This is a genomic window from Anaerosalibacter massiliensis (assembly GCF_024623155.1).
GTDB classification, from domain to species: Bacteria; Bacillota; Clostridia; order Tissierellales; family Sporanaerobacteraceae; genus Anaerosalibacter; species Anaerosalibacter massiliensis.
Genome location: NZ_JANJZL010000008.1, coordinates 11,789 through 25,416 on the forward strand (window position 1 = coordinate 11,789; position 13,628 = coordinate 25,416).

Annotated in this window: 12 protein-coding genes; 11 read left to right on the forward strand and 1 reads right to left on the reverse strand. The window is 31.2% G+C overall.

The window, feature by feature from the left end:
* Positions 1-26 precede the first annotated feature (26 nt).
* Entirely contained in the window at positions 27-1,094 is a 1,068-nt protein-coding gene (gene prfA / locus NSA23_RS11240; protein ID WP_042678758.1) for a peptide chain release factor 1, read from the forward strand.
* A 44-nt stretch (positions 1,095-1,138) separates the two neighbouring features.
* Here prfA and NSA23_RS11245 read toward each other — a convergent pair whose 3' ends face one another.
* Positions 1,139-1,852: a ZIP family metal transporter gene (locus tag NSA23_RS11245; protein WP_042678757.1), complete on the reverse strand. Its 714-nt coding sequence runs from the start codon at positions 1,850-1,852 to the stop codon at positions 1,139-1,141.
* 136 nt (positions 1,853-1,988) lie between these two features.
* Between NSA23_RS11245 and NSA23_RS11250 the strand changes: the two genes are divergently transcribed.
* The 10 genes from NSA23_RS11250 to NSA23_RS11295 all read left to right on the forward strand — a co-directional run bounded on the left by NSA23_RS11250 (position 1,989) and on the right by NSA23_RS11295 (position 13,490).
* Positions 1,989-3,047, forward strand: coding sequence for an L-threonylcarbamoyladenylate synthase (locus NSA23_RS11250; RefSeq protein ID WP_042678756.1), 1,059 nt, complete (start codon positions 1,989-1,991; stop codon positions 3,045-3,047).
* A 14-nt stretch (positions 3,048-3,061) separates the two neighbouring features.
* Positions 3,062-3,508 carry a low molecular weight protein arginine phosphatase gene (locus tag NSA23_RS11255; protein ID WP_257490554.1) on the forward strand — a complete coding sequence of 149 codons (447 nt, stop codon included), beginning with the start codon at positions 3,062-3,064 and terminating at the stop codon, positions 3,506-3,508.
* 17 nt (positions 3,509-3,525) lie between these two features.
* Entirely contained in the window at positions 3,526-3,975 is a 450-nt protein-coding gene (rpiB, locus tag NSA23_RS11260) for a ribose 5-phosphate isomerase B (RefSeq protein WP_042678755.1), read from the forward strand.
* Positions 3,976-4,028: 53 nt separating this feature from the next.
* On the forward strand, positions 4,029-4,658 hold the full coding sequence (upp, locus tag NSA23_RS11265) for a uracil phosphoribosyltransferase (RefSeq protein ID WP_042678754.1): 630 nt from the start codon (positions 4,029-4,031) through the stop codon (positions 4,656-4,658).
* Between the two features lie 399 nt (positions 4,659-5,057).
* A complete protein-coding gene (gene orr, locus NSA23_RS11270) occupies positions 5,058-6,128 on the forward strand; it encodes an ornithine racemase Orr (RefSeq protein WP_097668013.1) in 1,071 nt (356 codons plus the stop codon).
* A 58-nt stretch (positions 6,129-6,186) separates the two neighbouring features.
* Positions 6,187-7,656 carry a Na+/H+ antiporter NhaC family protein gene (locus NSA23_RS11275; protein ID WP_042678752.1) on the forward strand — a complete coding sequence of 490 codons (1,470 nt, stop codon included), beginning with the start codon at positions 6,187-6,189 and terminating at the stop codon, positions 7,654-7,656.
* Positions 7,657-8,060: 404 nt separating this feature from the next.
* A complete protein-coding gene (locus NSA23_RS11280; protein WP_042678751.1) occupies positions 8,061-9,563 on the forward strand; it encodes a Na+/H+ antiporter NhaC family protein in 1,503 nt (500 codons plus the stop codon).
* Between the two features lie 282 nt (positions 9,564-9,845).
* On the forward strand, positions 9,846-10,901 hold the full coding sequence (locus NSA23_RS11285; RefSeq protein ID WP_042678750.1) for a glycosyltransferase family 4 protein: 1,056 nt from the start codon (positions 9,846-9,848) through the stop codon (positions 10,899-10,901).
* 26 nt (positions 10,902-10,927) lie between these two features.
* Positions 10,928-12,037, forward strand: a complete 1,110-nt coding sequence (gene wecB, locus NSA23_RS11290) for a non-hydrolyzing UDP-N-acetylglucosamine 2-epimerase (protein WP_042678790.1) — start codon at positions 10,928-10,930, stop codon at positions 12,035-12,037.
* 271 nt (positions 12,038-12,308) lie between these two features.
* The gene (locus NSA23_RS11295) at positions 12,309-13,490 is read left to right on the forward strand and encodes an acetyl-CoA C-acetyltransferase (protein WP_276505344.1); all 1,182 of its coding nucleotides are present in this window, start codon (positions 12,309-12,311) and stop codon (positions 13,488-13,490) included.
* Positions 13,491-13,628 lie beyond the last annotated feature (138 nt).

Consider the following 13,628-nt stretch of genomic DNA (forward strand, 5'->3'; position numbering starts at 1 on the left):
AGATGAAAAATTTTGGAGGTGAAAATATGATAGACAAATTAGATTTTTTGGAAAATGATTATAAAGAACTTAGCCAAAAAATAATTGATCCTAAAGTAATAGAAGATACAAAAGAATGGCAAAAGCTTGCTAAGGAACATGCAGAAATAGAGCCTATAGTTATGAAATATAGGGAATACAATAAGGCTTTAGAAACTTTAGAAGAAGATAAAGAAATGCTTAAGGAAAAATTAGATGATGAATTTAAAGAAATGCTAAAGGGAGAAATATCTGAATTAGAATTAGAAGTTGAAGCTTTAGAAGAGGAACTTAAAATACTACTTATACCTAAGGATCCAAATGATGATAAGAATGTTATTGTAGAAATAAGAGCTGGAGCTGGAGGAAATGAAGCAGGATTATTTGCAGGAGATCTTTTCAGAATGTATTCTATGTACGCAGAAAAACAAGGTTGGAAAGTTGAAATGATGGATTCAAACAATCAAGGTATTGGTGGATTTAAAGAAGTAATATTTATGATTAAGGGAAAAGGTGCTTATAGTAAGTTAAAATATGAAAGTGGTGTTCATAGGGTCCAAAGGGTACCAGAAACTGAGGCTAGTGGTAGAATACACACATCTACTTCTACAGTGGCAGTTCTTCCAGAGGCTGAAGATATAGATTTGGAAATCAATCCAAATGATATAAGAATAGATGTATTTCGTTCTTCAGGAAATGGTGGTCAAAGTGTAAATACCACTGATTCAGCAGTTAGAATCACCCATTTACCTACAGGAATGGTAGTATCCTGTCAAGATGAAAAATCTCAACATAAGAATAGAGATAAAGCCATGAAGATTCTTAAGGCTAGACTTTATGATCAACTTATGACGGAACAAAATGCAGAAATTGCTCAGGAAAGAAGAAGTCAAGTAGGTTCAGGCGATAGAAGTGAAAGAATAAGAACTTATAATTTTCCACAAGGTAGGGTAACAGACCATAGAATTAATATGACTATTCATAGATTAGAAGGATTTTTAGATGGAGATATTGAAGAAATAATAGATGCACTCATAACAACAGACCAAGCTGAAAAATTAAAACAAGTAGGTTAAAATCAGAGAGCCCTTCCAATGGAAGGGTTTTTTTATTAGTATAACTAAAAAACTGTTATCATGCCTAGTATGAAGCCAATAATTATCCATACAGTGGCAGTTCTTCCACTATGTAAATCTTTGGCATTTGGAATTAAATCATTACATATTATATAGAGCATAGTTCCTCCTGCAAGTGCTAAACAAAAAGATATTAAAAAATTAGATACAGTTCCAACATAAGCACCTATGAAGCTACCTATTCCAGTAGGAATTCCTACAAAGAATGTAATTAAAATTATTTCTAAATTAGAAAGCTTTCCTGCCTTAAGAGGTATAGCTAGTGCTAGGCCTTCTGGAAGATTGTGAATAAGTATTGCTAATGCTAGAGTGATTCCCATTTCATTATCAGCCATGAAACTTGAACCTATAGCCAATCCTTCAGGTAAATTATGTATTCCCATGCTTATACTTAAAACAATTCCACTTTTGAAAAGGGAATCGTAATCTTTTTTAGAAGTCATTTCCTCTATAGAAACAACTAAAATAATTCCAACCAATATCCCAACTATTTCTGTGATTATCCCACCTAATATATAAGATTGAGGTAGAAGTTCAAAAGCTACAATACTTAGCATAATTCCTCCAGTAAGTCCAAGTAAAGAACTAACATACTTTTGGTTTGTTCCTTTAATAAAAGGAGCAAATAGACCTCCAATTCCAGTGCCAACCATTCCTACAAAAAAGCCCACTAAAGTAATAGTTAAAATATTTTCCATGATCTACCTCCTAAACTATTGTCTATTTTATTATTATTCTTATATATGAATATAAAGAACTAAAAAGCTACTTAATATTAAAGAATTCGTGTATAATATATAGTTAGAAGAAAAGATAATAAGGAGAAGGGATATAATGGTTAGAATAGAAACTATTGTAGAAAAAGTAGAAAAAGATAATCCAGATATAAAGACAATCTACAAAGCTGCAGATATAATTAAAAAAGGAGGAGTAGTAGCTTTTCCTACAGAAACAGTTTATGGTTTAGGTGCTAATAGTTTTGATGATAAGGCAATAGATAAAATATTTATAGCTAAGGGAAGGCCTCAAGACAATCCTTTAATTCTCCATGTAAATAATGTAGAAGAAGTGTATCTACTAGTGGAAACTGTAGATAAAAAGGCAAAGAAAGTTATGGAAAGTTTTTGGCCTGGCCCTCTTACTCTTATATTTAAAAAGAGTGAGAAAGTATCTAAAAAACTAACAGGAGGGCTATCAACTGTAGCTATTAGGATGCCTAAACACAAGATAGCTTCGGAAATCATAAAATATTCAAAAGTACCTATTGCAGCTCCTAGTGCCAATCTTTCAGGCAAGCCAAGTCCAACAAATGCAGAACATGTTATTAGAGATTTGTATGGAAGAGTAGATATGATTATAGATGGAGGAGATACTGGAATAGGAGTAGAGTCTACTGTACTAGATATTTCCCAGGACATACCTACTATACTTAGACCTGGTGGAGTAACTTATGAAGATCTAATAAAAATATTTCCCAAAGTTGAATATGATCAAAGTATAATAAAGGATGATGAAGACATAGTTCCTAAATCTCCAGGACAGAAATATAAGCATTATGCACCAAAGGCTAAAATGATAGTTTTCTCGGGAAATATAGAAGATATTCCTTCTGCAATAAAAAAATATTCTAAAAAAGCAGAAGAAGAAGGAAAAAAACTGGGTATAATGGCAACTGAGGAGACAAAAAAAGAATATAGTGGTGAAAATATACTAGTAGTAGGAAGTAGGAAAGAAAAAGACACAATAGCTAAAAATTTATTTAAAGTATTGAGACAATTTGATGATTTAAATGTAGATATAATATTAGCTGAAGGAGTAGATACTACAGGTATTGGAACAGCTATTATGAATAGAATGAAAAAAGCTTGTGGCGGAAATATAATAAAGGTGTAAAGGAGAGAAGAATTTTGAAGCAAATTCTTTTTGTTTGTACAGGGAATACTTGTAGGAGTAGTATGTCAGAGGGACTTTTTAAAGATTTATTAGACAGAAAAGAAATAAGAAATGTAAATGTAAAATCTGCTGGAGTATTTGCAATGGAAGGAAATAGTGCTAGTAGGGAAGCTATAGAAATTTTAAAAAGAGAAGGAATAGATATTTCTAATCATAGATCTAAAACGATTGATAGAAAACTTTTAGAAGAATCAGATTTGATACTTACTATGACTAGTGGACATAAAAATATATTATTAAGAACTTATCCCCTAGTGAAGGAGAAAATTTATACTTTAAAGGAATATGCCTTTGGAGTTGAAGAAGATATAATAGACCCTTATGGAAAAGGTCTTAGGGCTTATAATGAGGCTAAAGATGAGATAAAAGAAGCTTTAGAAAAAATTGTAGAAAAAATATAGAAATAGGAGGAATATTTATGAAAGTAGCTATAGGTTCAGATCATGGAGGATATGAATTGAAAGAAGAAGTTAAAGTTTTTTTGGAAAAGGAAGGAGTAGAATATATTGATTATGGTACCAATTCTTTAGATTCAGTTGATTATCCTGAATTTGGAAAGAAAGTAGCAGAAGCTGTGAAAGATGGGGAATGTGATAGAGGAATAGTTATTTGTGGAACAGGTATAGGCATATCTATATCTTGCAATAAAGTAAAGGGCATAAGGTGTGCATTATGTAGTGATACTTACTCAGCCAGAATGTCTGTAGAACATAATAATGCACAAGTTCTTGCATTAGGTGGAAGAGTAATAGGGAAAGATTTAGCTTTAGAAATAGTTTCTACTTGGCTTAAAGCAAGTTTCCAAGGTGAAAGACATAAAAGAAGAGTGGATAAAATTTCTGACATAGAGACTAAGTATATGTTATAATGTATAAGGATTTTTAAGAGAAAAACTTAAACTATATGGAAGGAGTCTTGTTTATGGGAAAGGTAGTAATTTTAGATCATCCACTGATCAAGCATAAATTAACTTTTATAAGAGATAAAAATACTGGTTCTAAAGAATTTAGAGAACTAGTAAAAGAGGTTTCTATGTTAATGGCTTATGAGGTAACAAGAGATCTTCCTCTTGAAGATATTAATATTGAAACTCCTGTTGCTGAAACAAAATCTCAGGTAATAGCAGGGAAAAAACTAGGACTAGTTCCTATACTTAGAGCGGGATTAGGTATGGTAGATGGCATGTTGAATTTATTGCCAGCAGCTAAAGTTGGACATGTAGGTCTTTATAGAGATCCTGAAACTTTCAAGCCTGTAGAATACTATTGCAAACTTCCTCAAGATATTGAGGAAAGAGAGCTTATAGTATTAGATCCTATGCTTGCAACAGGAGGATCAGCAGTAGCTGCTATTCAATTTCTAAAAAATAAAGGTGCTACTAATATCAAACTAATGAATCTTATTGCAGCTTCAGAAGGGTTAGAAGAAGTTTCAAAAGCCCATCCAGATGTGGATATATATGTAGCTGGAGTAGATGAAAGATTAAATGAGGATGCATATATAATTCCTGGTCTTGGAGATGCAGGAGATAGACTATTTGGAACTAAATAATAATAAAAAGAAATCCACTTCAATATTGAAGTGGATTTCTTTTTGGATAATTTGGATAATTTACTAAAAAATATTGACTATAAATATATAAAGTATATTGGTATAATCAATATATAATAAAACATTATATTAAATATTTAATATAATTGTAAAATTTTTGAGAAAATAAAGGATTTTTGTGATATTTGTAGAATAAAGTACTTACATAAAAACATTTGTAAACAAATCTTCATAAAAAAATACATGCATTGTGGAAAAAAATATGTTAAAATATAAACGAGTCGATTGTAGAGGTATTATAAGACATCATGTCTAATTTTAATCTTTTAAAAAAACGTTTTCTAAATCCTGTCTAAATAATTTTTATTTTAAAATCAAATTAAAATGGGGGAAAGAATATTGAAATATCCATTTATTGAAGTCAATCTTGAAAAAATAAAACATAATACAAAAGTAGTATCCAATATATGTAGAAATCATGGAGTAAATCCAGTTGGTGTAACTAAAGTATCTAGTGGCTCTACTGAACTTGCAAAAGCTATGGTAGATGGAGGAATAGGTATATTAGGTGACTCTAAATTGGATAATTTAGCAAAGTTTAAAGATATACCTGCTAAGAAAATGCTTTTAAGGCTTCCAGGTATAAGTGAGGTAGAAAACTTAGTTGAGTTTGCAGATATATCCCTTAATTCACAAATAGAAACAATAAGGGCTATATCTAAAGAGGCTATAAAGGCAGGAAAGATTCATGAAATTGTTTTGATGGTGGATTTAGGAGATTTAAGAGAAGGAATTTTTTATAAAAATAAAGGTGAAATTCTTAAAACAGTTGAAAAAATATTAGAATTAGAAGGTGTTAAGTTAGTAGGGATAGGTACTAATTTAACTTGTTATGGTGCAATTATTCCTTCTGAAGAAAATATGGGTGAACTTGTAAAAATTAAAGAAGAAATAGAAAAAATATTTAATATAGAATTAGAGCTTATATCTGGTGGGAATTCAAGTTCTCTATGTTTGATACAAAATGGTGGATTACCAAAAGGTATAAACCAAATGAGACTTGGTACATCTATACTTCTTGGTTTAGTAGAGGTAACTTGGACAATGATACCAAATACTTATAATGATGCTTTTAAACTAAAGGCTGAAATTGTGGAAATACAAGAAAAACCTTCTATGCCTATAGGAGAAAAAGCAATGGATGCTTTTAGAAATGTTCCAACTTTTGAGGATAAAGGAATGATGAAAAGGGCTATATGTGCTATAGGAAAGCAAGATTGTGATCCTGAATTTATGATTCCAGACAACAAAGATATAAATATACTTGGAAGTAGTAGTGACCATTTAATTTTAAATATAACTAATTGTGATATGGACTATAAAATTGGCGATGTAATAAGTTTTACCCTTGATTATGTAGCTATACTAAGATGTATGACTTCTCCTTATGTAAGGAGAGTTTACATATAAATATTTTATTCATTAATCTCTAATAACTAAAATAAAAAAATAAAAGGAGAGATATCTAATGACCTTGTTAAAACTATCACCAGTGTTTCTAATGGCAGGATTAATGATTGGAGGCATTAACGCACTATTAGCCGCACCAATAGCTACAGTATACGCTGCTATTATAGCAAGAGTAACCTCAAAGGTTTCTTTTCAAGATAGTTTAGAAGCATCAGTTGACAATGTAAAAGAAATGCAATTAGTATTTTTTATTTTAATGATGGCTTATGCTATGGCAGAATGTTTTATGGCTACAGGAGTAGGAGCTGCTATTATTAATATAGCTTTAAAATTAGGACTTACTGGAAAAACGGTAGCTGTAACTGGACTTGTTGTAACTAGTATTCTTTCAGTAGCAACAGGCACATCTTGGGGAACATTTGCAGCATGTGCACCTATATTTTTATGGTTAAACCATATAGTAGATGGAAATCTTTTACTTACTACAGCAGCTATTGCAGGTGGAGCATGTTTTGGTGATAACATTGGACTTATTTCTGATACTACAGTAGTAAGCTCCGGTATTCAAGGAGTAGAAGTAATTGATAGAATTAGGCATCAAGGAGCATGGTCTATAATTTGTTTAGTTCTTGCAGCAATAATATTTTTTGGAGTAAGTGTTGGAATGGGACTACCTAATGTAAAAGGTAATCCAGAGGAGGCTATTGATCAGGTTCCAGAAGAGGTATGGGGAGTTTTACAAGAAAAAAATGCTTCTGCTGTAACTCTTTTAAATCAAGTAAAAGAAGGGGTACCATTTTACATGGTTATTCCATTAATACTTGTTATAGCAGTTGCAATTAAGGGAGTACCAACGCTAGCTTGTCTAGGTATTGGAATAGCAACATCTTTAATATTAGGATCGTTTGCAGGGACAGTTACCGAAATTACTCAAATTCTAGGAAAAGAAGGGTTAATATATACTGGATTTGCGGATGCAGGAAGTTGGGTTATAGTAATGATGATGTGGGTAGGAGCTTTTGGTGGAATAATGGCTAGAATGGATGCTTTTGCTCCAATATCCAAATTTATAGCAAGGAAAGCAAAGTCTGTAAGACAACTTATGACTTGGAATGCTCTTCTTTGTATTTTAGGAAATGCAGCTCTTTCTGATGAAATGGCACAAATAGTAACTATTGGACCTATTATAAAAACTATTACAGATGACAATGTAGAAGCTAGTGAAGAAGATATGTATAAATTAAGACTTAGAAATGCAACTTTTGGAGATGCATTAGGAGTATTTGGTTCCCAACTTATACCATGGCATGTGTATATAAGTTTCTACGTAGGGATCGCTACAGCAGTTTATCCATTGCATCAGTTTAAAAATACAGATATTATTAAATACAATTTTATGGCTATGATAGCTGTAATATCTATAGTAGTTCTAACTCGTACAGGATGGGATAGATTCATACCTAAATTTGCAATGCCATCAGAGCCAGAAGTAAAGCTGAAGAAAAAAGAATTAGCAGTAGAAAAATAATATAAATTTCAAAAAAACTATCTTAAAGTAATTAATTACTTTAAGATAGTTTTTTTAGTAAGTTAATTCTTTATATAACTACTATTTACAAGAGCTTTCTGTATTTTTGTTATAATTGTTGTGTTTATTTTAACAATTTTTGCTCAATTGACTTATATAGAAAAATAGGATAAAATCTTTAAATAGAAAATTTGAGAATTTAGTATTCTCTTTTAAATATAATAATATTTATTTAAATATAGGAATCTACATGGCTTAAATACTTATATCAACAATCATTTACTAGTACTTAGATGTATTCGCTTTCTCATTCTGGAAAGGGTTTGCATTTGAGTCCATATATAAATATTTATTAAAATTTGTACTAACTAAAATACTAACTAACTAAAAGGAGAGATTTTTAAATGGCTTTGTTAAGACTTTCACCAGTGTTTTTAATGGCAGGATTAATGATTGGAGGAATGGATGCACTATTAGCCTCCCCAATAGCTACTATCTATGCTGCAGTTATAGCACATTTTACTGAAAAGGTTTCTTTTGAAGAAATACTCGATTGTGCAGTAGATAATGTAAAAGAAATGCAATTAGTATTTTTTATTTTAATGATGGCTTATGCTATGGCAGAATGTTTTATGGCTACAGGTGTAGGAGCAGCTATAATAAATATGGCTTTAAAATTAGGGCTTACTGGAAAAACGGTAGCTGTAACTGGACTTATTGTAACTAGTGTTCTTTCAGTAGCAACAGGTACATCTTGGGGAACATTTGCAGCATGTGCACCTATATTTTTATGGTTGAATCACATAGTAGATGGAAATCTTTTACTTACAACTGCTGCAGTTGCAGGTGGAGCATGTTTTGGTGATAACATTGGACTTATTTCTGATACTACAGTAGTAAGCTCTGGTATCCAAGATGTAGAAGTAATTGATAGAATTAAGCATCAAGGAGTATGGGCTATATTATGTTTAGTACTTACTGCAGTATTGTTTTTTGTAGTAAGTGTTGGAATGGGATTACCTAATACAACAGCAAATGCAGCCGAGGCTATCAATCAAATTCCAGGAGAAGTTTGGAAAGCTTTAGAATCTGAAAACCCTTCTGCTATAGTCCTTTTAAATCAGGTAAAAACAGGAGTACCATTTTATATGATTATTCCTTTAATACTTGTTATAGTAGTTGCAGTTAAAGGATTACCAACAATAGCTTGTCTAGGTATTGGAATAGCAACATCTTTAATATTAGGATCGTTTGCAGGGACAGTTACCGAAATTACTCAAATTCTAGGAAAAGAAGGGTTAATATATTCTGGATTTTCAGAGGCAGGAAGCTGGGTTATAGTGATGATGATGTGGGTAGGAGCTTTTGGTGGAATTATGACTAAAATGGATGCTTTTGCACCACTATCTAATTTCATAGCAAATAGAGTTGAGAGTGTAAAACAACTTATGACTTGTAATGCATTACTTTGTCTACTAGGCAATGCGGCTCTTTCTGATGAAATGGCACAAATAGTAACTATTGGACCTATTATCAAAACTCTTACAGATGATAATGTGGAAGCTAGTAAAGAGGATATGTATAAACTAAGACTTAGAAATGCAGCCTTTGGAAGTTCATTAGGTGTATTTGGCTCCCAGCTTATTCCATGGCATGTGTATGTGAATTTCTATATTGGAATTGCATCTGCAGTTTATCCTCTGCACAAATTTCAAGCTACAGATATTATAAAGTATAATTTCATGGGTATTATTGCAGTTGTTTCCATGATAGTTTTCACTCGTACGGGTTGGGATAGATTTATACCTAGTTTTGATATACCATCAGAACCTGATGTAAAAATTAAAAAGCAAGGAAGTACTTCAGAAGAATTAAGTTTAAGATCATGTACAACTGAAGAAAGATAGATATAAAAAGAACATCCGAGATATATGTTAGATAATATTGAAAAATAAGTTTTGACTTGTTGAAATAATTATTATAAAATTTAAGAAGAAATTCTAATAGTAGAAAAATAATATAAAAAGTGGTAAAATGTTTATAAAAGATGGAGTATATACTCCATCTTTTTAATTTTTTTAAAAAGGATATTTAAAACTTATGTTGAACAATATAAAGATAAGCTTTGACTTATTAAAATAATTATTATAAAATCTTAAAAGGGAGTTCCGAAGGAGCGATAAATAATTATGGCAAGATTTTTGATTCCATTTATAGCAGCAACATTGATTTCATTTTTTATGACACCAGTTGCAAAGAAAGTCGCATATAAAATTGGAGCTATAGATATACCAAAGGATGGTAGAAGGGTTCACAAAAAGCCTGTTCCTTTACTAGGAGGATTGGCTATATATATAGCTACAGTTATTTCGGCAATTATATTCATACCGCTAGATAGGACTTTAGTTTCTATAATTATTGGTAGTAGCATAATAGTTGCTTCAGGGATAATTGATGATTCAATGGATTTAAGTCCTAGAATGAAGCTGATTTTTCAAATAGCTGCAAGTTTAGTCATTATATCTGGGGATGTGAAGATTGATTTTATAACTAATCCATTTTCAAAGGAAAATACCCTTATATATCTAGGATGGCTTTCTATTCCATTTACTATTTTTTGGGTAGTTGGAATAACTAATACATTGAATTTAATAGATGGACTTGATGGATTGGCAGCTGGGGTAGCTATGATAGCTAGTTTATCATTAGTCTTTATTGCTTATAATGCAAATGGTATAATGAATAGTTCATATATACATATTATGATTATATCGTCTATAATAGCTGGTGCATGCTTAGGTTTTTTGCCCTTTAATTTCAATCCGGCTAAAATATTCATGGGAGATACAGGAGCATTATTTTTAGGATTTATGCTTTCAACTGTAACGATAGAAGGAGTGATGAAAAGTGCAGCTGCTATAGCCATAGTAGCTCCTATAATAGTTCTAGGTCTGCCTATTTTTGATACTACTTTTGCAATATTTAGAAGATTGTTAAATGGCAAGTCCATAATGGAGGCGGATAAAGAACATCTTCATCACAAATTTCTTAATAAAGGATTAAATCAAAAACAGACTGTTTTTATAATGTATTTAATAAGTGGGTTATTTGGATTTTGTGCAGTAGCTGTATCTAAATTTAATAGTGGGCAAGTAGTAATTATATCAGGTATAATTATTTTACTTACTATAATATTTGCTGGGAAATTATGTGTTGAAAACAAAAGAAGAAATGGAAAGAAATAAAAAATAGGGGGATATAAATGGAAAAGATTAGAGTAATGACTGTATTTGGAACTAGGCCAGAAGGAATAAAAATGGCTCCTATTGTAAAAGCAATGGAAGATGTGGAAGAAATTGAAAATATAGTATGTGTAACTGCTCAGCATAGGGAAATGCTAGATCAGGTATTAGATATTTTCAAAATAAAGCCAGATTATGATTTAGACATATTTAAACCTGGACAAAGTCTAACGGAAATAACTACTAAGGGATTGGAAGGATTAGAAGAGATAATTATAAAAACTAAGCCAGATTTACTGTTAGTCCAAGGAGATACTACTACTGTATTTGCAGGTGCATTAGCAGCTTTCTATCAAAAAGTAAAAGTAGGACATGTAGAAGCAGGACTTAGGAGTGGAAATATATACTCTCCTTATCCAGAAGAAGCTAATAGAAAGCTTACAGGAATTGTAACTAATTATCATTTTGCTCCTACAAATGAGAGTAGGGAAAATTTACTTAAAGAAGGTTATCCTGAAGAAAAAATATTCATAACTGGAAATACAGTTATAGATGCATTATTCCATGTAGTGAAAGAAAATTATGTATTTAAGGATGAATTATTAAATAATATAGATTTTGAAAATAAAAGAGTTATTTTACTTACTTCTCATAGAAGAGAAAATATAGGTAGTCCTATGGAAAATATATTTAATGCAGTAGATGAAATAACAAAAAAATATGATGACGTGGAAGTAGTATTTCCAGTTCATTTAAATCCTAAGGTTAGAAATATTGCAAATAAAGTATTTGATGGAAATAACAATGTCCATTTAATTGAACCATTGGACTATGAACCTTTTACAAATTTAATGGCAAAAGCCCATATAGTAGTTACAGATTCTGGTGGATTACAAGAAGAAGCTCCTAGCCTAGGCAAACCTGTATTAGTTGTAAGAAAAGAAACTGAAAGACCAGAAGGTATATCAGCTGGAACTGCTAGATTAGTTGGAACAATTAAAGAAAATATTTTTAATGAATTAGATTTACTTTTGTCAAGTGAAAATGAGTACAATAATATGGCCAATGCAGTTAATCCTTATGGAGACGGGAAGGCATCACAGCGAATTGTTCAAATTATTTTAGAACAATTTAAATAGTAAAATGTAGAAAATTGTTTGAATTATATAATGAATATGTTATAATTAAGTAGAAAGAATCAAACAAAAACAAGTTATTTTTTTCACGAAGATTGTTATTTTAATAACGATATTTATGTAATATGGAATAGTAATATGGAATATATATTAAATGTATAACTCGATTTTTTAAAAAAACTTGGCATGTAGTTTGCATATATTATATGTGCCACTTGTGCAATGCACATATAATATATAATAAAATAAATATAATTATAAATGGGAGGTATACATTATGAAAGAAGTTGTTATTGCAAGTGCAGTTAGAACACCTATTGGAACTTTTGGAGGTTCATTTAAAAATGTAGCAGCAGTAGATTTAGGAACTGTTGCAGTAAAAGAAGCTATAAAAAGAGCTGGAATTAAAGAAGATCAAGTTGATGAATTAATTTTTGGTAATGTTCTTCAAGCTGGGTTAGGTCAAAATGTGGCTAGACAAGTATCAGTTCGTGCTGGAATTCCAGTAGAAGTACCATCCTTTACAGTAAATAAAGTTTGTGGTTCAGGACTTAAAACTGTTGAATTAGCAGCACAAGCTATAATGGCTGGAGATGCTGATGTAGTTGTAGCAGGTGGAACAGAAAATATGAGTAGAGCTCCATATTTATTAAATAATGCTAGATGGGGCCAAAGAATGGGCGATGGAAAAGTAGTAGATTATATGATTCATGATGGGCTTTGGGATATATTCAATGATTATCATATGGGTATTACTGCCGAAAATGTAGCGGAACAATGGAATCTTACTAGAGAAGAACAAGATGAATTTTCATTAAATAGCCAATTAAGAGCTGAAGAAGCTATTAAGTCTGGAAGATTTAAAGATGAAATAGTTCCTGTAGAAGTGCCTCAAAGAAAGGGTGATCCTGTAGTAGTAGATACTGACGAACATCCAAGATTTGGTAGTACTATAGAAGGAATGGCAAAATTGAGGCCAGCATTTAAAAAAGATGGTACTGTAACTGCTGGTAATGCTTCAGGAATTAATGATGGTGCAGCAGCATTAGTTGTTATGTCAAAAGAAAAAGCAGAAGAATTAGGAGTTAAACCATTAGCAACTATAGTATCCTATGCTTCAGCAGGAGTAGATCCAAGCATTATGGGAACTGGCCCAATACCAGCATCAAGAAAAGCATTAGAAAAAGCAAATCTAACTATTGAAGATATGGATTTAGTAGAAGCAAATGAAGCTTTTGCAGCCCAATCATTAGCAGTAGTTAAAGAATTAGGATTAGATTTAGAAAAAACTAATGTAAATGGTGGAGCTATAGCATTAGGTCACCCAATAGGAGCTTCAGGAGCAAGAATACTTGTTACATTATTATATGAAATGGCTAAGAGAGATTCAAAACTTGGTTTAGCTACACTATGTATTGGTGGAGGACAAGGAACTTCATTAATTGTTAAAAGATAATAAAAAAGTTAATAATATTAATAAATATTTAGAAGTTGTGAAAATAATATCTATAAATTTACAATGGCTGTAAACCTTATTACAGCCATTGTACAAGCTATTTTATTTAAATAGATTTGACAAAAAGCTACAAAATGT